18 protein-coding genes are annotated in these 24,599 nt (G+C 61.7%); 9 read left to right on the forward strand and 9 right to left on the reverse strand.

Annotation, left to right across the window (positions count from 1 at the left end; all coding sequences use genetic code 11):
- Positions 1-126 precede the first annotated feature (126 nt).
- Positions 127-486, reverse strand: a complete 360-nt coding sequence (locus tag KGA98_RS21190) for a DUF6124 family protein (protein WP_223503616.1) — start codon at positions 484-486, stop codon at positions 127-129.
- Positions 487-991: 505 nt separating this feature from the next.
- Here KGA98_RS21190 and KGA98_RS21195 point away from each other — a divergent pair.
- The 3 genes from KGA98_RS21195 to KGA98_RS21205 all read left to right on the forward strand — a co-directional run bounded on the left by KGA98_RS21195 (position 992) and on the right by KGA98_RS21205 (position 2,559).
- The gene (locus KGA98_RS21195; protein WP_223503618.1) at positions 992-1,399 is read left to right on the forward strand and encodes a VOC family protein; all 408 of its coding nucleotides are present in this window, start codon (positions 992-994) and stop codon (positions 1,397-1,399) included.
- 50 nt (positions 1,400-1,449) lie between these two features.
- A complete protein-coding gene (locus KGA98_RS21200) occupies positions 1,450-1,911 on the forward strand; it encodes a GNAT family N-acetyltransferase (RefSeq protein ID WP_223503670.1) in 462 nt (153 codons plus the stop codon).
- A 135-nt stretch (positions 1,912-2,046) separates the two neighbouring features.
- Positions 2,047-2,559, forward strand: a complete 513-nt coding sequence (locus tag KGA98_RS21205; protein WP_102671086.1) for a PaaI family thioesterase — start codon at positions 2,047-2,049, stop codon at positions 2,557-2,559.
- Positions 2,560-2,800: 241 nt separating this feature from the next.
- On the opposite strand, the gene KGA98_RS21210 is transcribed toward KGA98_RS21205, so the two are convergent.
- From KGA98_RS21210 to pvdM, 5 genes are all read right to left on the reverse strand, one after another.
- Positions 2,801-5,218, reverse strand: a complete 2,418-nt coding sequence (locus KGA98_RS21210) for a TonB-dependent siderophore receptor (protein WP_223503620.1) — start codon at positions 5,216-5,218, stop codon at positions 2,801-2,803.
- 125 nt (positions 5,219-5,343) lie between these two features.
- A complete protein-coding gene (locus tag KGA98_RS21215; RefSeq protein WP_223503623.1) occupies positions 5,344-6,993 on the reverse strand; it encodes a cyclic peptide export ABC transporter in 1,650 nt (549 codons plus the stop codon).
- Positions 6,994-7,188: 195 nt separating this feature from the next.
- Positions 7,189-8,076, reverse strand: coding sequence for a formylglycine-generating enzyme family protein (locus tag KGA98_RS21220; RefSeq protein WP_223503625.1), 888 nt, complete (start codon positions 8,074-8,076; stop codon positions 7,189-7,191).
- 29 nt (positions 8,077-8,105) lie between these two features.
- A complete protein-coding gene (locus KGA98_RS21225; protein WP_223503627.1) occupies positions 8,106-9,386 on the reverse strand; it encodes an aminotransferase class V-fold PLP-dependent enzyme in 1,281 nt (426 codons plus the stop codon).
- A 30-nt stretch (positions 9,387-9,416) separates the two neighbouring features.
- A complete protein-coding gene (pvdM, locus tag KGA98_RS21230) occupies positions 9,417-10,766 on the reverse strand; it encodes a pyoverdine-tailoring dipeptidase-like protein PvdM (protein ID WP_223503629.1) in 1,350 nt (449 codons plus the stop codon).
- 242 nt (positions 10,767-11,008) lie between these two features.
- Between pvdM and KGA98_RS21235 the strand changes: the two genes are divergently transcribed.
- Positions 11,009-12,628 (forward strand): PvdJ/PvdD/PvdP-like protein, encoded by a 1,620-nt coding sequence (locus KGA98_RS21235; RefSeq protein ID WP_223503631.1) that lies wholly within the window; start codon positions 11,009-11,011, stop codon positions 12,626-12,628.
- A gap of 264 nt (positions 12,629-12,892) precedes the next feature.
- Here KGA98_RS21235 and KGA98_RS21240 read toward each other — a convergent pair whose 3' ends face one another.
- Genes KGA98_RS21240 through KGA98_RS21250 form a run of 3 tightly spaced genes read right to left on the reverse strand, consistent with a single transcriptional unit; the run spans position 12,893 to position 17,441 of the window.
- The gene (locus tag KGA98_RS21240) at positions 12,893-14,287 is read right to left on the reverse strand and encodes an efflux transporter outer membrane subunit (RefSeq protein WP_223503634.1); all 1,395 of its coding nucleotides are present in this window, start codon (positions 14,285-14,287) and stop codon (positions 12,893-12,895) included.
- Positions 14,288-14,294: 7 nt separating this feature from the next.
- Positions 14,295-16,268 (reverse strand): MacB family efflux pump subunit, encoded by a 1,974-nt coding sequence (locus KGA98_RS21245; RefSeq protein ID WP_223503637.1) that lies wholly within the window; start codon positions 16,266-16,268, stop codon positions 14,295-14,297.
- The gene (locus KGA98_RS21250; protein WP_154947196.1) at positions 16,269-17,441 is read right to left on the reverse strand and encodes an efflux RND transporter periplasmic adaptor subunit; all 1,173 of its coding nucleotides are present in this window, start codon (positions 17,439-17,441) and stop codon (positions 16,269-16,271) included. It lies immediately after the preceding gene.
- A 406-nt stretch (positions 17,442-17,847) separates the two neighbouring features.
- Between KGA98_RS21250 and KGA98_RS21255 the strand changes: the two genes are divergently transcribed.
- The 5 genes from KGA98_RS21255 to KGA98_RS21275 all read left to right on the forward strand — a co-directional run bounded on the left by KGA98_RS21255 (position 17,848) and on the right by KGA98_RS21275 (position 24,528).
- Complete coding sequence (locus KGA98_RS21255) at positions 17,848-18,330, forward strand: sigma-70 family RNA polymerase sigma factor (protein ID WP_057713952.1); 483 nt, start codon at positions 17,848-17,850, stop codon at positions 18,328-18,330.
- 134 nt (positions 18,331-18,464) lie between these two features.
- Positions 18,465-19,802, forward strand: coding sequence for a lysine N(6)-hydroxylase/L-ornithine N(5)-oxygenase family protein (locus tag KGA98_RS21260; protein WP_223503639.1), 1,338 nt, complete (start codon positions 18,465-18,467; stop codon positions 19,800-19,802).
- A 571-nt stretch (positions 19,803-20,373) separates the two neighbouring features.
- On the forward strand, positions 20,374-23,088 hold the full coding sequence (gene mgtA / locus KGA98_RS21265) for a magnesium-translocating P-type ATPase (RefSeq protein WP_223503641.1): 2,715 nt from the start codon (positions 20,374-20,376) through the stop codon (positions 23,086-23,088).
- A 194-nt stretch (positions 23,089-23,282) separates the two neighbouring features.
- Positions 23,283-23,999, forward strand: a complete 717-nt coding sequence (locus tag KGA98_RS21270) for an MgtC/SapB family protein (protein ID WP_057713955.1) — start codon at positions 23,283-23,285, stop codon at positions 23,997-23,999.
- A 127-nt stretch (positions 24,000-24,126) separates the two neighbouring features.
- A complete protein-coding gene (locus KGA98_RS21275; RefSeq protein ID WP_223503644.1) occupies positions 24,127-24,528 on the forward strand; it encodes a chemotaxis protein CheY in 402 nt (133 codons plus the stop codon).
- Positions 24,529-24,599: the final 71 nt, after the last annotated feature.

Consider the following 24,599-nt stretch of genomic DNA (forward strand, 5'->3'; position numbering starts at 1 on the left):
CCGTCCCCCTGTGGGAGCGGGCTTGCTCGCGAAAGCGATATTTCAGCCGCCACATAAGTTGCCTGACACACCGCCTTCGCGAGCAAGCCCGCTCCCACAGGTCTATCGGTGATCCGGAGATAGTGGTCAGGGCGGATCAAGCCGATCCAGCGCCCGATTCACCGCCAGTTCCCCCAGCATGATCACCTGCGCAATCCCCAACAGCGCATTGCGACTCGTCCCCTGTAGATGATCCACCAGATCGTTGGCCATGACATTGGCCGACGCCAGCGACTCACAGGCATGCACCAGCAGGGTTTCGGTACTGAGTTCGGGATTGACGATGAACATCGTGCTGGGTGTGCGCGGAGTGGCCATGATGTTGGGGCCAGGGTTGAGGTGGTGATTGAGCGCGCGCTCGGCGGCTTCGTGGAATTGTTTTGAGTCGGGGCTTTCGTACGTCGAGGCCGGGTCGGAATCCGGCGGATTTGGCGTTACCTTGAACATCGATACTTACCTTTAAAGTAGGGCAGCACCAGTTCGCTACTAAACGAAAGGGTGGCAGCTGTGCGCAAGTTAGTAGACCGGCAAGGTGAGGAACCGGCGCGCCCGGGGGCGCCATGCGTACAGCCACCATCAAGCACAGGCGGATGCCTGACTGATGATACTCATGCGACCGTTCTAACCTTGGCCGGGCTACTAAACCCGATCACCGACAATCAGTGACCCGAATCAAGTTACCGACGACCCCCAAGGCGCACAAGCCGGCGGATTCTGGCGTACCTGTAGGCAACGACGCAAGGCGTTGTAGCTTTCACGAAGTAGCCTGTAGGGCGCTTAAACAAGTGCTGCTGACTGGTGTTTGTCAGCGACGATCTGATTTCTGTACCGATTGTGTTTCGAGCAAATAAACGGGAAACATCTGATGGGCTTTTCGGTTTGATGTCCCTCGACACTTCACTCAAAACTGCTAGATTCACCGCTCGATTGGCACGACAAGGAATGTTCGTTCATGAAATTTGGCTACCTGATCATCTACGTCAAGGATGTAGAGGCCTCTCTCAAGTTCTTCTCATCGGCCTTCGGGCTCGGCGTTCGGTTCATCCATGAGTCCGGCACCTATGGCGAACTGGAAACCGGCGAAACCGCGCTGGCATTCGCCGCCGATGAACTGGCCGCATCGAACTTCAGCACCGGTCATGTCCCGGCGCACTCATCCCTCAAGCCGCTAGGCATCGAAGTCGGGCTGGTAACCGAGGATGTCCCCGTGGCCCATGCCAAAGCGATTCAAGCAGGGGCCAGCGAAATCGCTACCCCGACTACCAAGCCCTGGGGGCAAACCGTGTCTTACGTTCGATGCCCTGACGGAACGCTGGTTGAGCTGTGCACACCCGTAAACGCTACCGAGAGTGAGTCTTGAAAGCCGGGCGCGAAGGGAACCACGCAGACAAGTCTGGCAGTAACCTGCAAGTGGTCACGTCAACGGACCCTTTGGCGATACTTGAAATCTCAGGGATTACGCCGCAACTCCGGGAGTTGGAAACGCAGGCCGTTGCAGAAGGCTTCAGGTTCCTCTCCCGGTTGATCGAGGAATGGGAAAGCGGTGCCAATCGATTCGATCAGCAGGGTGAGTGTCTTTTCGGGGCGTTCCGGAACGGGCGGCTGATTGCCATTGGCGGGCTCTCCTGCGATCCATTTGCCGGGCGGGACACAGGAAGATTACGACGGGTCTACGTCGCACGTGCATCAAGGGGCCAGAACGTGGGCAAAGCGTTGGTGCAGCACCTGCTGGAGTTGGCGTGTGAGCATTTTCGCGTTGTACGACTGTCCACGGACACACCCGAGGGCGCCGCCTTTTACCTGCGCTGCGGGTTCCGGCCGATCCAGAATGATTTTGCGACGCATATGAAGTCATTGGTGGATGTCCTATAGACAATGGGACATCGCTTTTGAAGTACCTAACCCACTTTTTCGCTCAGTAACGGCTGTGTATGATCATTACGGCCCGATGCTGCCCGCCGCTTTCAACCACGACGATTGGCCCCCGGTATTAAGGATGGACACGGTATGACCACGCAGGACATTTCGCTTCAAGACATCGCCGCGCCTGAAGGCGTTTGTTATGGCTGCGGCAGCCAAAACCCGCACGGGCTGCACATCAAGAGCTTCTGGCATGAAGACGGGGTGCATGTCATGGCGCAGCACATGCCGGATGACAAGTACTGCGGCTGGCCGGGGCTGGTTTACGGCGGTTTGATCGCAATGCTGGTCGATTGCCACTCCAACTGGGCAGCGATGGCATATCACTACCGGGCAGAACAGCGCGAGGTGGGCAGCTTGCCCCACATCACCTGCGTCACCGGTAACCTGGGAATCAAGTACATCAAGCCCACCCCGATGGGTGTCCCCCTGACACTGCGTGCAAAAGTCGAGGGCGAGGTCGGGCGCAAAAGTCGGGTTATTTGCGAGGTCTTCGCCGGGGATGTCCTGACCGCTGTCGGGGACTCCACATTTGTCCGTGTCGATACCGAGCAACTCAGGGCCGCTGCGCAAGCAGAAAACGGAACCGGGCCACTGTAGGAGCGAGCTCGCTCACGATGGACTCACAGGCGCAGCGTTCAACCAGTAAACACGCGTTATCGTTAACGACCATCGCGAGCAAGCTCGCTCCTACAAGTGGTCGCCGTCAGCCATCAGGGCCGCTGTAGGAGCGAGCTTGCTCGCGATGGACTCATAGGCGCAGCGTTTAACCAGTAAACACGCGTTATCGTTAACGACCATCGCGAGCAAGCTCGCTCCTACAAGTGAGAGCACTCAGCCATCAGTACTGCGCGCGCAGGCTCAGGGTCAGGGTGCGCGGGTCGCCGTAGAAGTTGGTGCCCCAGGAGGCATCGACGCGGTCGTAGTACTTGCGGTCGAACAGGTTGTTGGCGGTCAGTGTCGACGACAGGTGTTCGTTGAACTTGTAGCCGACTTGCGCCGAGGTAACGGCATAGCCGCCTTGTTCGAACTTCACGTCACGCTGGTAGTAGGTGTCGCTGACCACACGCAGGCCACCGGCGACGCTGAAGTCCTTGAGCGGGCCGTCGGTGAATTCGTACTTGGTCCACAGGTTGAAGTTGTGCTTGGGCGTGATGGTGCTGAAGGTCTTGCCTTTGTTGGCCTGGTCGCCGTCCAGGAACTTGGTGGAGGTGTAGGCGTAACCGGTGACGATGCTCCAGTTGTCGGTCAGGTTGCCGCTCAGCTCGGTTTCCCAACCCTCGCTGCGTGCCTTGCCTTCGGTCATGTAGGCACCGGAGGTGTTGTCGTATTCGGCGCGGTTTTCATCGTAGATGCGAAAGGCGGCGATGCTGGCGTTCAGGCGACCGTCGTAGAATTCGCGCTTGAGGCCGATTTCGTATTGCTTGCCTTCGCGCGGGCCGACCGGCTCGCCGTTTGTGCCGATTTCGCTCTGCGGTTTGAACACGCCGGTGTAGCTGAAGTAGGTCGACAGTTCAGGGGTGATCTTGCCGATGATGGCGCCGTACGGCACGACCTTGCGGTTGATGCTGGTGTGGGCTTCGCCGAAGTTGTTGAAGAAGGCGTTGGCGTTTTTCGCATCGCTTTCGTACCAGGTCACGCGGCTGCCGCCGATGACATCGAGCCAGTCGGTGACGTTGAACTTGGCGCGGGTGTAGACGCCGTACTGATCGGACTTGGACCAGTTGCCATTGACGTGCGCATAGTCGTTGCGGGGAATGTCGATGCTGCCCGGATTCCACACGTTGATCGGGAAGTACTCGCCGCCGCCGTAGGTGAAATCCTTGTCCAGGTGCTGGTACTCGGCACCCACGGTGAACTCGTGTCGGCGATCGGCGAACTCGAACGGCGTGGTGACAAAGCTGTCGACGCCGACGGTCTTGATGTGGGTGTAGTAGTCGTAGGCCACGGCCCAGCTGTCACCGGTGGCCGGGTCGACCGCGCCGTCGGCCCAGGTGAAGTTACGCTCCGGGGTTTCGGCATCGCGGTAGGTCAGGGTGGTCTTGAACTGACCGCCGTTGTCCAGTTCGTGGTCGAGCTCGGCGAAGGATTCCCAGACTTTTTCGTTGAGGGTGTTCCACTTGGCATCGACGAAGGTCGAGCGCGGCACGTCGAGCAATGAGCCGTCGGCGTAGGCCGGCAGGCCGAAGGCCGGGGTGGAGTTGTTCTTCTGGTAAGCGCCGCCGACCGACAGGGTGGTGGCCGGGTCGAGGTCGAATTCCAGGCGACCGTAGACCATCGGGCGTTCGTTCTGCGCGTAGTCGACGAAAGACTGGTTGTTCTCGTAGGCGGTGATGAAACGACCGCGCACGGTGCCCTGTTCGTTCAACGGGCCGGTGACATCCACCGAAGAACGGTAGCGATCGTAAGAGCCGGCGGCCAGTTCGCCACCGAGGGCGAATTTGCTCAGGGCGCGCTTGCGCACCACGTTGATCGTACCGCCGGGTTCGCCCGCGCCCTGGTACAGGCCCGACGGGCCGCGCAGCACTTCGATGCGGTCGTACATCGCCAGGTCGAAACTGGTGGCCATGTCGCCCTGGCCGGTGGGCTGCGAGACGCCGTCGACCTGCACCTGGTCGACGAGGAAGCCACGCATGTAGACGTCATTGAGGCTGGAGCCGGAGTTGTAGGTCTTGATGGTCACGCCGGTGACCTGACGCATGGCGTCCTGCAGGCTGTTCAGGTTCTGGTCGTCCATGCGCTGGCGCGTGACGACGGACACCGACTGCGGGATGTCCTTGAGCTTGATGTTGCCTTTGCCGATGGTGACTTCATTGGTGGTGTAGGAGTGCGAGCCTTCGGTTGTCGGCCCCAGCGCCACGCCGGTGATGGACGTCGCACCCAGTTGCAATGCACTGGAGTCACCGGCCGATGGCACCAGCGACACGGTGTTGCCATTCAACTGAAAATTGATGCCGCTCCCCAGCAGCAAGGTTTTCAGTGCCTGTTCCGGTTCCATGTTGCCGGACACCGCCGTGGACTTGATGCCGTTGACCATGTCCTGGCTGTAGAGAATCTGCAGGTTGGTCTGCTGGCCCAGTTGGCGCAATGCACTGGCCAGCGACTGAGCCGGTACATTGACGTTCACCGGGGCTGCCTCGACCTGGGACGTACCCAGCAGCAACAGGGTCAGCAGCGCGCCCGGCACGACCGTTCGGAATTTCTTTTGCCGTTCGATGGCTAACGCCAAGGGTGCGCGGGACAGAGTAAGGCTTTGCATTGCTCGAATCGCTCCAGAATGGTGTGTGCAGTTTTTAGTTAATGATAATTATTATTAGACGGGCCACTTTGGCTAAACCGGAAAACAAACTTCAAAAAACAATGATTTGCGTGCGGCCACGGCGCTCAGGCGGTTGCGCGCTCGGTGACGACCCGGCCCGATTCCATGCGCACCAGTTGATCGGCCATATCGAAATAACGGTCGTCGTGGGAGATGACGATGATGGTTTTGCCCAGGCGTTTGAGGTCCGGCAGCAGCTCGGTGTAGAAGATGCGGCGGAAGGTCGGGTCCTGGTCGGCGGCCCATTCGTCGAACACCAGCACCGGGCGTTCTTCCAGCCAGGCATTGACCAGCGCCAGGCGCTTGCGCTGGCCGGTGGACAGGTCGGTGGTGGTGAAGCTGCCGTCCCTGACGCTGACCTTGTGCGCGATCTCCAGCCGTTGCAGGTAGGCGTTGGCATCTTCGGGGATGTGCTGGTCGCCCTGGACCACGTCATCGAACAGGTAGTAATCGGCAAAAATCGTGGTGAACAATTGGCGATAGTCGTCGCGATTGTGCGCATCGATGCCCTGGCCGTTGAGCAGGATCGAACCCTGTTGCGGCGCGTAGAGGCCCAGCAGCAACTTGATCAGGGTGGTCTTGCCGCAGCCGTTTTCGCCGACGATGAAAATGATGTCGCCCTGCTCGATGGTCAGGTTCACCGGGCCCAGGCGAAACGCGTCACTGCCCGGTGCGGCGGGGAAGGCGTAGCTGACATTGTTCAGTTGCAGGCGGTCGACCACGGTTGGCCGGATGCCGTTGTCGTTGAGCAGCAGGTGCGGCTCGGGCGAGGAAAACTGGCTGGACAGTTCGGCAATGCGGCGGAAGGCAATCCGTGCCCGGCTCACGATCGGCAAGGTGCTGACCAGATGCTCGATCGGGCCTTTCATGTACAGCAACACCAGCACGAAACCGCTCATCACCGCTTGGTCGGCGCTCGGCCAGAACGATTGCAGCGCCAGCGCCAGGCCGATGACCACGAAGAACAACATCGAGCCCAGCGTCTTGGCGATCACGAAGGTGTTGATCGAACGCACCTGGGTGTTACAGATGAAATCGGCGGTGCCCTGGATGCCCTTGACGAACATGCGCTGGCGGCGCGGGCGGTGGATGCGCAACTCCTTGGCACCACCGGCAATGGCGTTGTAGTGCTTTTGCAGGTCGTCCTCGGCATCGCGGGCGGCCATGAAACCCTGGATACCCTTGCCCTGGGCGTAGAACTGGATGCCGGTGCCGATGGCAATCGCCAGCACCATCATCAGGAACATCGGCCACGACAACATCGCCAGGTAACCCATGCAGCCGAGGGTCACGGTCAGGGAAATCGCCAGCGGCGCGAAGGCGAAGGCGAAGTCACTGATGGTGTCGACGTCGTGGGTCAGCACCGGGATCAGCCGGTGGCTGCGGTAGCGCTCGATCTGCTCGATGGGCGCCGAAAGGACTTTCTCCCCCAGCGTTTTGCGCAGCCTGGCAATGATGTGCTGGCCAACATAGTTGGTGCCGATGTCGGAGCAGATCGAACTGCCCAGAGCCAGCAGGCTCAGGCCGCCGAACAGCGCGACCACGCCTTGGGTCAGGCCGTGCGGCGAATGCAGCGCGTTGTTGATGGTGGCCAGCAACACCGTCACGCTCAGGCCACCCACCATGCCCAGGAAAATGGACGCGGCGACGATCAGTCGAAACGGTTTCAACAGGGCCAGTAATTCGCCGATGGCGCCTCGGGTAGGCTGGGTCATGGCAGACAGTTCCTTGGGTCGTAAGGCAGATACCCAGTAGAACGTCTGGTGATGGGCTTAATTTAAACGGTGGGAGACAGGTGGTGCCAAACCTGTGGGAGCGGGCTTGCTCGCGAAAGCGGTGGATCAGAAAAGTTGATGTTGGCTGACACGACGCCTTCGCGAGCAAGCCCGCTCCCACAAGGGCAAGGGGGGTCAGAGAGTGCGTACGACGCGAAAACCGATCCAGTCGCCACGGGTTTGCGGGTCGATGTCATTGCGGTTGCCCGAGCGGGAAAACACCGGTGCTTCGCCCCAGTCGTTGCCACGGATGCGCAAGGTATCGCAGTTCGGTTCGGTCCAGGCGCTGCCATCGGTGGGAGCGCCGGCGTAGTCCGGATGGTAGCAGTCGGCGATCCACTCGTAGACGTTACCGTGCATGTCGTACATGCCGAAGGCGTTGGGCGGGTAGCTGCCGACCGGCGAACTGTAGCTGTAGCCATCGGTGGGGCCGTAGGTGTTGGCGTGGGTGGCGATGCTGTACTCGGTGCCGGGGTCGAACGGGAAGGGGAAGGGCTCCGTTGATCCTGCGCGGGCGGCGTATTCGCGCTGGGCCTCGCTGACGATGTGGTAGTGCTGGCCGGTCTTCATCGACAGCCAGGCGACGTAGGCACTGACCTCGGCGAAGTTCATGCACACCGCCGGCTGGCGCGGGCTCTGTGGATAACGCGGCTTGCTGTTGATGCACTCGCGGCCGGGGCGGGTGTCGCCATCGGGCAGGGTGATTCCGGTTTCCTTGAGGTACTGGTCCCATTCGCCAGCGGTGATCTGGTAGCGGCTCATGGCGAACGGCTTGTCGAACGTCACTTCATGCATCGGGCCTTCATCAGGCTCACGGCCGACTTCGTCTTCCGGGGTGCCCATGGTGAACGTGCCGGCGGGCAGCACGACCATTTCCGGGCAGTTACGGCAATCCTTGAAGACCTTGCCCGGCAGCGGCGCCGTATACGCCTGGGCGAGGCCGGGCATGGCACTGCCGAGCAATGCCAGCAGCATCAGGGCGCCCAGGCCTTTGGCGCGCCCCCTGTTCAGGATGTTTTTCATAAGGGTTCTCGCTAAAGGGAATCGGCGGTTCAGAGCTTGCTGGCCATCAGTTCCATCAACTTGTCGACGTGCGCTTGGGTATTGAGCAGCCCCGGCGACACACGAATGATCGGCCCGACATCACGGTCCACGGCGTCACACACCACGCGCTGATCCATCAGGAAGTTGGCGACTTCGTCGCAGTCCTGGTTCTTGATGCGGAAGAAGGTGAAACCGGCGGAATACTCCGGCGACAGCGGCGTGACCAGCTCCACCGACGGGTGTGCCTGCAAGCGTTTCTTCAGGTAGCTGTTGATGTCGTGAATGCGCGTCGCGACCTCGGCCTTGCCCAGCTCCAGGTGCAATTTGAAAGCTTCGGTCAGTGCCCAGCGGTGTTCGAACGAGTGGTAGCCTCCGTAGGTCATCACGGTGGAAAACCGGGTGGCTTCAGAGAAGGTCGGGATGGTCGGGGTCACGTCCTTGAGCTCGTCGGAGCGGGCGCAGATGATCCCCGTGCCCCGTGGGCCGAACATCCATTTGTGGGTGCCGGCAATGAAGAAATCGCAGTGCATGTCCGGGAAGTCGACGTTCTCCACGCCGAAGCCGTGTACGCCATCGATCACGTAGAGGATGCGGTCCTTGTCGGCGCGGCCACGGTTTTTCTCCTCCACCAGTTTGCCGATCTCGCCGATGGGCAGCTTCACGCCGCTGCCGGAATGCACCCAGGTCATGCCCAGTACACGGGTTTCGGGGCGGATGTTGCGTTCAATCGCGGCCAGCACTTCGGCGGTCGAGACTTTGTACGGGTCTTCGAACAATTTGATCTTGCGAACCTGGGTGCCGTCCTTTTGGGTGCGGTATTCGAACACACTGTTGGCGGCGTAGTGCTCGTGTTCGCTGGTGAGGATCTCCTGGTCCGGGCGCACGTGGATACCGGCGTAGATCATCGCCAGGCCTTCGGTGGTGCTGCCGGTCAGGGCGATTTGCGACGGCTTGGCCTTCAAGTAGCGACCGGCCCACACGCGCACCTCTTCTTCGCGGCGTTCGGTTTCGCCGCGATGCCAGTCCATGGCCAGGCCCGGATTGCGATCGAGATTGGCGCGATGCATCTCGATGGCTTCACGCACAGGCAGCGGGTGCGAGGTCACCAGGAAGTTGGCGAAGTGCAGGTAGTTCGGGTCCTGCGTGAACAGTTGGCGCAACTGGTCCCATTTGTCCTTGGGCAACGGCGCGGGGCTGGCGGCCCGTGCTGGCAGGCTCACGGCGGAGGCCAGGGGAAGGCCGGCCGCGAGGATGCCGGCGTGCTTGAGGAATGAACGGCGGTTGGTCATGGATTCGGTTCGCTTTGGCAAAAGGAAAAATCAGTTTTTTACGACAGGCCGGGAGGACTTCTGCACCTGGTCCCAGACCCGCAGGAAGTTGCCGCCCCAGAGCTTGGCGATGTCGGCGTCGCTGTAGCCGCGGCTGATCAGTTCGGCGGTCACGTTGCGGGCCTCGCTGACGTCTTTCCAACCGTCCAGGCCGCCGCCGTCGTTGAAGTCGGAACTGATGCCGACGTGGTCGATGCCGATTTTTTTCACTGTGTAGTCGATTGCATCGCCGTAATCCTTGAGGGTGGCCTTGGGTTCTTCGTCGAGGATCGAATAGAGCTGGCTGGCGTACTCGCCGAAACGCTGCTCGGGCCAGACGGTGATCACCGGGTCGCCGGGCATCAATGCCATCTCCAGGCCTTGCAGCGGTTGCAGGTCGAAACGGGCGCGCAGAGCGTTGAGTTTGTCCTGGGTGGCCTGGCTCAGCGGGCGGATGTAGGTGGGGAAGCCGACGATCTGCACCACCCCGCCGCTGTGCTTGATCAATTGCATTTCCGTGTCGCTGAGGTTGCGCGGGATGTCCACCAGGGCGCGCGGTGCCGAGTGGGAGGCGACCATCGGCGTGCGGCTCAGTTGCGCCACTTGCTCCAGGGCCTTGGTCGACATCTGCGACACATCGATGATCACGCCCAGGTCGTTGAGGCGATGCACCGCTTGCTTGCCGATGTCCGACAGCCCGCCCAAGGCATCCCGGGAATCGTTGAAGAACGGCAGCGGCCGCGACGAGTCGGCCCAGGCGTTGTTGCCCACGTAGCTGAAGCCGAACATGCGCATGCCGCGCGCTGCCCACTTGTCCAGGGCATTGAGGTCATTGCCCAGCGGGTAGGCGTTGAGCATGCTGATGAACACCGCGAACTTGCCTTCGCCGTGCAGGCGGCGCAAGTCGTCGGGGGTGTAGGCGATGGCCACTTGATTGGGGAAGTCACGCACCATCGCGCTGATGATCTTGTAGCGGGTTTCCTGCTCAAAGCGGGCTTCGTCGACGAAGCCGGCGGTAGGGCGATGGGGCGCGTTGGGACCGTTCCAGATTTCCGGCCAGCCGAAAATCGTCAGTGCCGCCCCGGACAGACGCCCGCGACCAGTCTTGACCAGGTCGAACTGGCCTTCACCGTCCTTGTCGACTTCGTTGCCGGCGGTGCCGAAATCCATGGGCACCGTGATGTGGCTGTCGAACGAGAGGATGCGTTCCTGCAGTTGCTCGGCCTGTTTCATCACCTTGACCGGGTAGCCGGGGTTGTCCCTGAACCAGTGATCCCAGACCGCGAAGCCTGCACCCGCGTTGATCGCCAGGGCCAGCGGCAGGCCGATGAAAAGAGCCTTTTTCGAACGTGGTTTTGTCATTGCCGTCTCAGTCAGGTTCGCCGCCCCGGATCAGGCGCAGGGGCCTTTGCTATCTGGGGGGAACGAGTGGCTGATCCAATAATTTAGGTGTTTGTGCCGGCCTCTTCGCGAGCAAGCCCGCTCCCACAGGTGACCGCATTCCAATGTGGGAGCGGGCTTGCTCGCGATGCTCTTAAATTCTGCGGGGCAACAATCGTTCTAGCTTGGATAAAGCCTGCTCCATGGCTGACACAGGTAGGGCAATGACGATTTCTCGACGATGGTTCCTCGCGGGTCTGGCGCTGACCGGTGCCGCCGTGCCGGCGGTGTATTACGGGCATCGCGAACTGACCAGGCCGGACCCGACGATCACCCCTGGCGAAGCTTCGTTCGAGGTGGCGGATGTTGCCGGCCAACGCTTGGCGGATACATTGCGCGGGGTCTGGCAGATTCGTTTCGAAGGTCGTGACGCCGGTATCGAAGGCTTGCCCCTCGAAGGCCTGGAAGTGTTCCTCGACATCGGCCACAAGGGGCGCGGTGTCAGTGGTTATCTCGACACCGCGGAGCGTTTGCGCTCCACCGAAGCGCCCCGTTACCGGGTGCTCGGCGATCTGTCCGGGACCAACCCGAAGCAGCTGGGTTGGCGTCTGCTGGGCGCCAGCGGCTGTTGCGATTACGAGTTCGACATGACCCTGGACGAGGTCTGGGCCGGTTTCGGCAATGCTGTCAGCGGCAGTCTCAGTGGACGTGTGCTGGACCTGAATCGGCCACTGATGCTGACCGCCCAGGACAATCGCTTCATCGCCGTCAAACGGGTATTCCCTGAAGCTCGCGAGCGCGCCGGCCTCAATCCGACCCTGCTCGCCTGGCTGGTATCGCCGGAGCACAGGTTGTTCCACCAGCTCTGGCATGCCTCCCGGGACAAGTGGCACAAGCTGTCCGAAGACCAGCGCGGCGCCTTGCGCGGGCTCGGCTGGCAACCCGGACCGCGGGACCAGGAGCGCGATGCCCGAGGTGTGCGCAAGGATCGCAACGGTTCTGGCGTGGACTTTTTCTTCATGCACCGGCACATGCTCGGCACCGCGCGTTCGATGCAGGACCTGCCGTCCTGGACGCATTTCCCGTTGCCGCAACCGGAGCTGGCGCGGGACCGGCTCGGCTTTGCGCGTTACTTCGACAATCACGACGGCACCGCGCTGCCGCCGACCTGGCTGGCCGAGGACGATGACGAGTACACGCAATGGGTCAGCGACATCAAGACCGGCGAGACGTATCACAGCAATTTCCAGGTCTGGGAATCCCGCTACCGCGATCCGCGTTACCTGTCGACGCTGACCCTCGGTCAGTTCGGCTCGGAAGTCGAACTGGGCCTGCACGACTGGCTGCACATGCGCTGGGCTTCGGTGCCGCGTGATCCGTCCAACGGTCAGCCGGTGCCGTTCGCCCGGGATCCGGCGGACTTTTCCGCACGCTGGTTTGCACCGGAAAACGATTTTCTCGGCGACCCGTTTTCTTCCCATGTCAGCCCGGTGTTCTGGCATTTCCATGGCTGGATCGACGATCGCCTGGAAGACTGGTTCCGCGCCCACGAGCGTTTTCATCCGGGGCAGGTCAGTCGGCTGCAGGTCAACGGCGTGCAATGGTTCGCGCCGGGACGCTGGGTCGAGATCGGCGACCCGTGGCTCGGCCCGAGCACCCACGGTTGCAGCACCACACCGGGGTTGCAGGCCGGCAAGTCAGTGGAAATGGACCCGGAAACCATGAAGCTGGCGTTGCGCATTACCTTTGGCGAGGACGAGACGAAACTGAAGGATTTGTTCCGCAAAGTGCCGCAGCGGCCGTGGTATGCGCGCAATCTGAAGGCTAAGCAGAGCCTGGCTTGACGCCGCGTTATCGTTCAATCGCGAGCAAGCTCGCTCCCACATTTGAACCTGGTCGTACACAGACTTTGTGTTCACTGACGATCCACTGTGGGAGCGAGCTTGCTCGCGAAGGCGTCCTGTCAGGCAATGTTGATGTTGGATGTGCCGGCGCCTTCGCGAGCAAGCCCGCTCCCACAGGGTTTTGTGTTTGCCGCATGATCCGGGCACGACGCATGACCTGTGGGAGCGAGCTTGCTCGCGATGGCGTCCTGACAGGCCCAGCAACTACAAGACTTGCCACCCACCCCCAAGCGCCTTGTACAGGGCAATACTCGCCTGCATCCGCGACAACCGCAGCTGCACGTTCAAATCCTGCGCCGCGTACAAGGTGCGCTGGGTCTCCAGCACCGTCAGCAAATCCTCGGCCCCGGCCTGATAACGGCTTTGCGCGATATTGAAGGCGGTCTGCGCCTGGCTCAGTTCTTCACTCTGCCACCCGCGCTGCTCATCCAGTCCGCGAATGCTGTTGAGGGCTTTTTCGACGTCGGCGAAGCCGTTGATGATCGCGCCGCGATAGGTTTCCAGCAGTTCTTGCTGACGCGCCGTGGCCTTGTCGCGCTGGGCGCCGAGGCGGCCATTGTTGAACACCGGCGCAAGCAGCCCGGCGGTGAGGTTGTAGAAGGGGCTGCGCAGGATGTCGTCGGCCCGGTCGGCACCGGAGCCGATTTCGGCGGTGAGGGTCACGGTCGGCAGCATCGCGGCCCGGGCGACGGTGACGTCGGCCTGGGCCGCGGCCAGTTGCGCCTCGGCCCGGGCAATGTCCGGACGGCGGCTGAGCAACTGGCTGGGTACCCCGGCGTCAATCGCAGGCCAGGTCAGTTGATCGAAGCGTTCCTGCCCCAGCGACAGCGCCTGAACCGGGCGGCCGAGCAGGGCGGCGAGGCTGATCCGTGCATCCTCGGCCTGTTGCTGCACCAGCGGCAGCTGGCGTTGCTGCGCCGCCACCAGGCTTTTTTGCTGTGCCAGTTCCAGGGCTGTGGCCGAACCCGAATCGAAACGGGTCTGCACCAGTTTCAACACGCTTTGGGCATTGGCCAGATTCAACTCGGCAATGCGGCTCTGCTCCTGCAACGACAAGGCTTGCGCGTAACCGTTGGCCACACCGCTGAGCAACGTCAGTTCCACGGTGGCCTGATCGAACTCGCTGGCTTTGAGACTGAATTGCGCGCTGTCGCGGCTGGCCCGCTGGCCACCCCAGAAATCGATTTCGTAGCTGGCAACCAGGTTCGCCGTGAAGTAGTCGACGGCGTCGTTATCGCTGTCGGCATCGAGCTGGCTGTAGCCGCTGCCGCGCAGCAATTTCTGGCGGTTGGCGTTGACCCCCGCCTTGACTTCGGGCAGTTGCGAGCCGCCGGCAATCACCGTGTCGGCCTGGGCCTGGCGCACTCTGGCGATGGCCGCGGCCAGGTCGTAACTGCCGAGCCGCGCCTGTTCGATCAGGCGACCCAGTTGCGGGCTGCCGAAGCGGTTCCACCATTGCTGGTTGTCATGGACAGCGCCTGCGGTGTGCCGGGATTGCCAGGCAGCCGGCGGCTGGACGCCGCTGTCGGGGCGCTGTGGCGGGGTGCCGCAGGCGCCGAGCAACAGGCACAGGGTTAACACACTGAGTGGCGGCTTCATCAATCGATCATTCACTGGTAAGGGCCGTGACCGGGTCTAGTCGGGCAGCCTTGCGGGCCGGCATGTAGCCGAAAACGACACCGGTGACCAGGGCGCAGCCGAAGGCACCCAGCACCGCTATCAGGGAGAACGCGACAGCGACTTCGCTGAAAATCAGCACGCCACCGACGATCAGCGCCAGGGCAATCCCGGTGAGGCCGCCCACCACCGAGAGCATCACCGCTTCGGTGAGGAACTGGCGCAGGATGTCGCGCTGGCGGGCACCGGTGGCCATGCGGATACCGATCTCGCGAGTCCGCTCACGCACAGTCATGAGCATGATGTTCATCACGCCGATCCCACCCACCAGCAGCGAAATGGCCGCAATCGAGCCGAGCATCAGCGATAGGGTGTTTTGCGTGCGCGCCTCGGCCTGGATCATCGCCGCGTTGTTGGTCAGTTCGAAGTCGCGCTTGCCGTCGTGCAGACGCAGCATCAGTTGCTCGATGGCTTTTTCGGTTTCCTTGACCTTGCGCGCGTCGGCGGCGGCGATGGCGATGTACTCGGGATTGTGGGTGCCGAACAGGCGCACGCTCGCGGCGGAGTAGGGGATGGCGATACGGTCGTCGCTGTCGGAGTCGCCGGAGCTGGCGCCTTTTTCCGCGAGCACGCCGACCACCTGGAAGGGTACGTTTTCGATCAGGATGTACTGGCCGATCGGGTTGGCCACGTCCTTGAGCAATTTGGTCCGCACCTTGTGCCCGATCACCGCGACCGCCGCGGCGTTCTGTTCATCGGCGTGGGTGAAGTAGCTGCCTTCGACCACCGGCCAGTTGAAAATCGCCGGGAAGTTGGTGTCGTTGCCGCCGACGTAGCTCATGTGATCAAGGTTGCCAAAGCGCACCCCGGCCTCCTGGCCGTTGACCGGCATGATCCGCATCACCTGGGGCAAGCTGGCAATCGCGGCGACCTCATCGAGGGTGACGATGCCCATGGGCGTGCGCGGGTTGGGCGCCGAGCCGCTGAGGTAAATGATGTTGGAGCCGAACGCGCCCATCTGCGCCATCACCTGGCGCTTGCTGCCTTCGCCCACGGCCAGCATCACCACCACCGAGGCGACGCCTATGATGATGCCGAGCAAGGTCAGCGCGGTGCGGAACTTGTTGATCCACATCACTCGCCACGCCGCATGCACGGCATCGACCAATTCGCCTTTCCAGGCGCCGGTGGCTTCGGCGCCTTCGCTCAGGCGCTTGCGCAAATCGACGGCTTGCAGGGCGCCGGGGTTGGCAGAGTTTTGCGCGGTGGGATTGTCCCGGGCGCTGTCGCTGATGATCTCGCCGTCGCGAATTTCAATGATGCGTTTGGCCCGGGCCGCCACTTCGCGGTCGTGGGTGATGAGGATCACCACGTGGCCCTGGCTGGCCAGTTCGTCGAGCAGGGCCATGACCTCGGCGCCGCTGTGGCTGTCGAGGGCACCGGTGGGTTCGTCAGCCAGGATGATGTGGCCGCCATTCATCAATGCGCGGGCAATCGACACCCGTTGCTGCTGCCCGCCGGAGAGTTGATGGGGGCGGTTGCCGGTGCGCGAAGCCAGGCCGAGACGGTCGAGCAGGGCGGCGGCGCGGGCGTGGCGTTCAACGGCTGGGGTGCCTGCGTAGATGGCCGGCATCTCGACGTTTTCCTGGGCCGAACCGGAGGGAATCAGGTGGTAGCCCTGGAACACAAAACCGAAGGCTTCACGACGCAGCCAGGCCAGTTCGTCACTGTCCAGCGCCGCGACGTTTTCCCCGGCGAAGCGGTATTCGCCCGAGGTCGGGCGGTCGAGGCAGCCGAGGATGTTCATCAGCGTCGATTTGCCGGAGCCGGAAGCGCCGACGATTGCCACGAACTCCCCGGCATGGATCGACAGGTCGATGCCGCGCAGCACATGGACTTCAGGCGCGTCGCCACCGCCGTAGGCTTTGCGGATGTCCGAAAGGTCGATCAGGGGCGTGTGCATTCAGCCGCCACTCCCGTCGATCGGGCCGATCAACAGGTGATCGCCCTCCTGCAGGCCATCGAGGATCTGCACCCGCAGGCGGTCGCTGATGCCGGTGCGCACGTTGCGCTGCTCGATGCTGCCGTTGCTGGCGACCACTTGCGCGGTCTGCCGGTCTGTCTGCGGGCCTGCCTGCAGGGCGGCGATGGGCGCGGTGAGAACGTTCTGCGCCTGATTGGCGACGAAAAATACCTGGGTGGTCATTTCCGCCATCAAGGCGTTGTCGGCGTTGTCGACGTCCAACAATACGGTGTACAGCACCACGCGGGCACTCCCGCTTTTGCTGGTGCTGGCGGGGCTGCCGCCGCCCTGGCTGGTCTGGTCCAGCGGCTTGGGCGGAACGGGGAGGATTTGCCGCACGGTGCTGGTCCAGCGCCGGGTGCCGCCGCTCAGGGTGGTGAACCAGGCGTGCATGCCGGGTTTGACGTGGCCGATGTCGGCCTCCGAGACCTCGGCCCACACGGTCATCGGCGACAGCTTGGCGATGCGCAGGATCAGCGGCGTTTGCTGCTGGGCGTTGAGGGTCTGGCCGACCCGGGCATCCAGCGCCACCACGGTGCCGGCCATCGGCGCATAAATTCGCGTGTAGCCGAGCTCCGCCTGATCGCTGCGCAGGCTGGCTTCGGCCTGGCGGATCTGCGCCTGGAACATGTCGACCCGTGCCTGGGTGGCGCGCAGTTCGGCCTGGGCGGTCTGCACGTCTTCTTCACGGGTGGCGCCGCCGGCGGCCAGGTTCTGTTGACGCTGGTGTTTCTGCCGGGCCAGGTCGTGCTGCGCTCGCTGCTCCTGCAGCTGCGCCTTGAGGTTTTCGATGGAGAAGCGCCCGGCATCGAGTTTGGCCTGTTGCGTGGACGGGTCGATTTCCACCAGCAACTGGCCTTCCTTGACCACGTCGCCGACTTCCACGTGAATCTTGTGGATCTGCCCGGAGGCCTGGGCGCCGACGTCGACATAGCGCCGCGGTTGCAGGGTGCCCAATGCCGTGACGCTGCTTTCAATGTCGGTGCGGCTGACCTGAACGGTGACGAGCCCGTCGCGGCCCGGCGGGATGAACTGCCAGGCGGCGACGGCAACCACAGGGATCAGACAAAGTGCTGCAAGCAGGGCGCGTCGGGTCTGTCGGGGACGTTTCATGCAGGGTTCCAGCCTAGGGAAATCGGCCCGTCGTTCAGCAGCGGGTCGATGGCTGAACGCTGCCGGCAGGGCCGGACAGGGACGGGGAGCTGTCCTGTAAACGTAGAAAGCGCCGGGGAATTTAGGTGCTGACACAAACTAATGTAGGAGCGAGCTTGCTCGCGATGGACGTCAACGATAACGCGTGCTGTCTGGGTCAACACGTTGTCCTTGATGCCTTCGCAAGCAAGCTCGCTCCTACAGGGTTTGTGACTAAATACCAGGCAAGTTGAAGCAGTACTTTAAATCTATATGAGAATTACTATAAATTACGCGACTCGAACTGCCATTATCGTGCCACTGCTTATTTCAACGGTCACGCAAAGGGCTCAAGGACAGAAACCGCACCCCCGTGCGGACGGGAGTCATGTTGGAAAACTACTATCGCGAACTGGTGTGTTTCCTGAACGCCAGGCTGGGCAACCGTCAGGTGGCCGAAGATGTGGTGCATGACGCTTATCTGCGGGTCCTGGAGCGTTCCAGTGATACGCCGATCGAGCAACCCCGGGCGTTCCTTTATCGCACCGCCCTCAACCTGGTTATCGACGACCATCGGCGCAACACCCTGCGTCAGGCCGAACCTCTTGAGGTGCTCGACAATGAAGAGCGCTATTTCACCCCTTCGCCGCATAACGTGCTCGATCATGGCCAGCGTCTGGAAATGCTCCAGTGTGCCCTGGCGGAGTTGCCGAGGTTGTGCCGCGAGAGTTTCCTGCTGCGCAAGATCGAAGGCCTGTCCCATCCGCAAATTGCCGAGCAACTGGGCATTTCCCGGGCAATGGTCGAGAAGCACATTGTCAATGCCATGAAGCATTGCCGTATACGGATGCGACAGTGGGACACCCAGTGAGCCTGCGCGGTTAAATTTTTTTTCACGGTCCTCGTTCCTACTCAACAGACGACCTGTTGTGCGGCCCTTGGTCGGTCAGGTCACTTAGGTTCAATGCCCCCGCTTTTGAGGGGAACATCCAGAGGACACTGGAAATGACACAGGCAATTGCATCGCCCCTCGTTCACGACCTGATCGGCGTCGGTTTCGGCCCCTCGAACCTGGCACTGGCCATCGCACTGCAAGAGCGCGGGGCGAGCCAGGGCAACCTGGATGTGCTGTTTCTCGACAAGCAGGCCGACTACCGCTGGCACGGCAACACCCTGGTGACCCAGAGCGAGTTGCAGATTTCCTTCCTCAAGGACCTGGTGACCCTGCGCAATCCGACCAGCCCTTACTCGTTCGTCAATTACCTCAAGGCCCACGGGCGCCTGGTGGACTTCATCAACCTGGGCACCTTCTATCCGTGCCGCATGGAGTACAACGACTATCTGCGTTGGGTCGCCGGACAGTTCACCGCGCAAAGCCGCTACGGCGAAGAAGTGCTGACCATCGAGCCGGTGCTGCACAACCATCAGGTCGAGGCGTTGCGGGTGATTTCCCGCGATGCGACCGGGCATCAGCAGGTGCGCACCACCCGGTCGGTGGTGGTCAGCGCCGGTGGCACGCCACGTATTCCCGAGGTATTCAAGGCACTCAGGGATGACGGCCGGGTGTTCCATCACTCCCAGTACCTGGCGCAGATGGCCAAGCAGCCGTGCGTGGACAACCGGCCGATGAGCATCGCGATCATCGGAGGCGGGCAGAGCGCGGCAGAGGCCTTCATCGATTTGAACGACAGCTTCCCGTCGGTGCAGGTGGACATGATCCTGCGCGGCTCGGCACTCAAGCCGGCCGACGACAGCCCCTTCGTCAACGAAGTGTTTTCCCCGGAGTTCACCGACCTGGTGTTCCAGCAGCCAGGCAGCGAGCGCGAGCGGCTGGTGAACGAGTACCACAACACCAACTACTCGGTGGTGGACATCGATCTGATCGAGCGAATCTACGGCATCTTCTATCGGCAGAAAGTCTCGGGCATCGCCCGTCATGCGTTCCACACCCTCACCACCATCGAAAAGGCCACCGCCAACGAACGGGGCATCGAACTGGTGTTGCGCAACAACGCCACTGGCGAAGTCTCGATGCGTCACTACGACGCTGTGGTGCTGGCCACCGGTTACGAGCGGCAGATGCACCGCAAGCTGCTGGCACCGCTCGAAGAGTACCTGGGTGATTTCGAGGTCGACCGCAACTACAAACTGATCACCGATGAACGCTGCAAGGCCGGCCTCTACATGCAGGGCTTTTGCCAGGCCAGCCATGGGCTGAGCGACACCTTGCTGTCGATCCTGCCGATTCGCGCCGATGAAATTGCCGGCTCGCTGTATGAACACGGCAAGCATCGCGGGCATGGCCGGTCGGTGGTGGATTTGTTGTTGGCCACGGCGAGCTGAGATTTTCGGTGGCTGTAAGGCCCTCTTCGCGAGCAAGCCCGCTCCCACATTTTGACCTGTGTTCACAGATCAATTGTGGGAGCGGGCTTGCTCGCGAAGAGGCCAGAAAGAACACCGCAAATATTGAATCCTGAACCCTTCCTGAAGAACCCCGCGATTCCCCCCGGTAAGCTTTTATAGCGGGTTTACTCTCCAAACTTCGGGGCGTAAGCTTCGCGCGTTTTCATCCATTACGGAGACCCACAGTGGGTACTTGTTCGAGTGACAGTTGTCGGCCGGTCTCGGTAACCGGCATTTTCTCGGCAAGATAACGCGCAGTCTCCTGTGCCGTTGTCTCGCCGACAAGCGAGCAGCGGCATCCCGATCATGGCCCGTCCTGGCCGTGTCCCGACGCCCCTCTCATCGACGCTGAACAGTGCGTGGTTTCGACTTGTTGTCGTGGCCGCCGCTCTATCGACACGCCTGTCATTCGTGACCGGCGTGCCAGGCCTTGCTTTGCCGGTTGTTCCGGCGCAAGAGGCGTGGACCCGCCTGCTCGACGGTTTCCCGGCTGACCAAAGGGGCACCAGCCATGAAACTTAACCTCAAGGAATTCTTCGCAGGCTTCCTGCGTAACCGCCACATCGCCCGGCACTTCCGTAGCCTGGCGTTGCTGGAAACCTTCACCGACACCACGGTCAGCCGTGAAGTCCCGCCCAGCCTGGCGCAAACCCTGGTGGCCGCTGCCGGCAGCGACACGGGTCAATTGCTCAACACCCTGGGCAGTCACACCGACGGCTTGAGCGAGCTTGAAGCCGATGCCTTGCGCGAGCAGTTCGGCCTCAATGAAGTCGAGCACGAACAACCACTGCCCTGGTGGACGCACCTGTGGCACTGCTACAAGAATCCGTTCAACCTGCTGCTGACGTTGCTGGCGGTCATCTCCTGGCTGACCGAAGACATGAAAGCCGCCATCGTGATTTTTTCCATGGTGGTGCTCTCGACCTTCCTGCGTTTCTGGCAGGAAACCAAATCCAACCAGGCCGCCGATGCCCTCAAGGCGATGGTCAGCAACACCGCCACGGTGATGCGCCGGGACCTTGAGGACCGCGGCGCGCAGCGTATCGAATTGCCGATCAGGCACCTGGTGCCGGGCGATCTGATCGTGTTGTCTGCCGGCGACATGATTCCCGCCGATTGCCGGGTGCTCAGCGCCAAGGACCTGTTCGTCAGCCAGGCAGCCATGACCGGCGAATCGATGCCGGTGGAAAAGTTTCCCCGCCAGCAGGACCGTGACACGCTCAATCCCCTGGACCTGGACAACATCCTGTTCATGGGCACCAACGTGGTGTCCGGCACGGCCATGGCGGTGATTCTCACCACCGGCAACAGCACCTATTTCGGTGCCCTGGCCCAGCGGGTCGGCGCCACCGACCGGGCGCCGACTTCGTTCCAGACCGGGGTCAACAAAGTCAGCTGGCTGCTGATCCGCTTCATGTTCGTGATGGCGCCGCTGGTGTTGTTCATCAACGGTTTCACCAAGGGCGACTGGACCGAAGCGCTGCTGTTCGCGCTGTCGATCGCCGTGGGCCTGACCCCGGAAATGCTGCCGATGATCGTCACCTCGACCCTGGCCAAGGGCGCGGTGTTCCTGTCGCGCAAGAAAGTCATCGTCAAACGCCTCGACGCTATCCAGAACTTCGGCGCCATGGACGTGCTGTGCACCGACAAGACCGGCACCCTGACCCAGGACAAGATCTTCCTGGCGCGTAACGTTGATGTTTGGGGCCATGACTCCGATGACGTGCTGGAAATGGCCTACCTCAACAGCTACTACCAGACCGGGCTGAAAAACCTGCTGGATGTGGCGGTGCTCGAACACGTCGAAATCCATCGTGAATTGAAAGTCGGCACGGCGTTTCGCAAGGTCGACGAGATTCCGTTCGACTTCACCCGTCGGCGCATGTCGGTGGTGGTCGCCGAGCGCGATCATCCGCACCTGCTGATCTGCAAGGGCGCGGTGGAGGAGGTGCTTTCGGTCTGCTCGCGGGTGCGTCATGGCGAAGTCGATGAAGCCTTGACCGAAGAACTGCTGGCGCGCATCCGTCAGGTCACGGCCACGTTCAACGCCGAGGGCCTGCGGGTGGTTGCGGTAGCGGCACGGCCAATGGTCGAAGGCCGCGATACCTACAGCCTGGCAGACGAACAGGCACTGACGCTGATCGGTTACGTGGCATTTCTCGATCCGCCGAAAGAAAGCACCGCACCGGCCATCAAGGCCCTGGCCGCCCATGGCGTGGCGGTGAAAGTGCTGACCGGCGACAACGAACTGGTGACGGCGAAAATCTGCCGCGAAGTCGGCCTGGAGCAGCAGGGCCTGCTGATGGGCAATGACATCGAACGCATGAGCGACGCCGAACTGGCGAAAGCCGTGGAGACCACCAACGTCTTCGCCAAACTGACGCCCTCGCACAAGGAGCGCATTGTCCGTCTGCTCAAGGGCAACGGCCATGTGGTCGGTTTCATGGGCGACGGCATCAACGACGCCCCGGCCCTGCGTACCGCCGACATCGGTATTTCGGTGGACAGCGCCGTGGACATCGCCAAGGAAGCGGCCGATATCATCCTGCTGGAAAAGAGCCTGATGGTGCTGGAGGAGGGTGTGCTGGAAGGGCGCCGGACCTTCGCCAACATGCTCAAGTACATCAAGATGACCGCCAGTTCGAACTTCGGCAACGTGTTCTCGGTGCTGGTGGCCAGTGCGTTCATCCCGTTCCTGCCGATGCTGCCGATGCACCTGCTGGTGCAGAACCTGCTCTATGACATTTCGCAGATCGCCATTCCGTTCGATAACGTCGATGACGAAATGCTCAAGCAACCGCAGCGCTGGCAGCCGGCGGATGTCGGGCGCTTCATGCTGTTTTTCGGGCCGATCAGTTCGATCTTCGACATCACCACGTTCGCCTTGATGTGGTACGTGTTCGATGCCAACACCCCGGATCACCAGACCCTGTTCCAGTCTGGCTGGTTCGTGGTCGGGCTGCTGACCCAGACGCTGATCGTGCACATGATCCGCACGCCGAAGATCCCGTTCCTGCAAAGCCGCGCGGCCATGCCCTTGCTGGTGATGACCGGGCTGATCATGGCCGTGGGGATTTTCCTGCCGATGGGACCGTTGGCCCATTACTTCAAATTGCAGGCGTTGCCTTCGCTGTATTTCGTGTTCCTGCCGGTGATCCTGCTGGCGTACATGGCACTGACCCAGGCGGTGAAGGGGTTCTACATTCGCCGGTTTGGCTGGCAATAACAGTGGCTGTCACTGCGACCGCATATAACTCTGTGGCGAGGGGGCTTGCCCCCGTTGGGCTGCGAAGCAGTCCCAAAACAAAGCGACGCGAACGATCAGATAGATTGAGTTGGCAGGCTTTGCGACTGCTGCGCAGTCGTACGGGGGCAAGCCCCCTCGCCACAGGGGATCGTGTGTTTTTCAAAGGATTCATCATGCAAGCACTGAACAACCTCAACCTGACCTCCCTGCTCGACACCCTGGTCAGCCTCAGCGCGGCCTTCATCCTCGGTGGCCTGATCGGTTTCGAACGCCAGTACCGGCAGCGCACCGCCGGCCTGCGCACCAACGTGCTGGTGGCGGTGGGCGCGGCGATTTTCGTCGACATGGCCAACCGTCTCGCCGGTGCCGAAGGTGCCGTGCGGGTCGTAGCTTACGTAGTTTCCGGCATCGGCTTCCTCGGTGCCGGGGTGATCATGCGCGAAGAGGGCAACGTGCGCGGTCTCAACACGGCCGCCACGCTCTGGACCTCGGCGGCAGTCGGTGCCTGCGCCGGTGCCGACCTGCTGGCCGAGGCGCTGCTTGGCACCTTGTTTGTGCTCGCGGCCAACACCTTGCTGCGGCCGATCGTCAACAACATCAACCGTCAGCCGCTGGATGTGATTTCGGCGGAGGTCACCAACATCGTCTATGTCATAGCCCGACGCACGCAGCAGAAAGCCGTGCTGGCCTTGCTCGAAGCCGAGCTGGAACGCAGCAACTACCCGGCCAGCGATGTCGATGTGCACGCCTTCGGCACGGATGAAATTGAAATCGAAGCCACCCTGGCCACCACTTCGGTCGATGGTGATGAGCTGGATGCGCTGGTGGCACGGATTTCGACATCGACCCTGGTGGTGCAGGCGTTCTGGAGTCCGAGTACCACGGAGTAAGGGCCGAGGTTTCCCTGGCAAGCGTCAGACTAACCGGTATTTATTTAGGAAAATTCCTACATAAACCCAGGAAGGTCTTCCGTAGGCTTTGCGACCTCTTGAAATCGACATCCTTTTGGAGGTCACCATGCCGAACAAATCCTTGCGCATCCTGATCGCCGATACGCAGCACTTCAACCGCCTGCGGATCGAGCGGCTGTTCAATCAGCTCGGCTACTTTCGCGTAGCACCGGTGCAGAGCCTCGACGAGCTCCTGCCACTGGTGGAGTACGGTTGCGAGCCTTTGGACCTGGTGCTTATCAACGGGGCGATGGCCAGCGAAGGGCTGGACCTGTTGAGTTTCTTTGCCGACAACCCGCAGGTTCATCACGCGTTTATCTTCAATGAACAGCAGACGCCGTTGCCGCGTGTCGCGGGCAATGTCCAGGTCAGCCGGACTGCCCTGCCTGACCTGGTGTCCATTACGCAGCTGATGAGCGCTGTCGATCGTCGGCTACCGTTCGTCGGAACTGTCATTTCTGTCAGGTAGTTCTTTCCAGCCTTCCATGCAAAAGTCTATGCGCAGCGTTATGTCCAACCGCTGCGGTGCCTGGAGGGCAT

It is taken from the genome of Pseudomonas sp. BF-R-24, from assembly GCF_019947335.1.
GTDB lineage: Bacteria > Pseudomonadota > Gammaproteobacteria > Pseudomonadales > Pseudomonadaceae > Aquipseudomonas > Aquipseudomonas jessenii.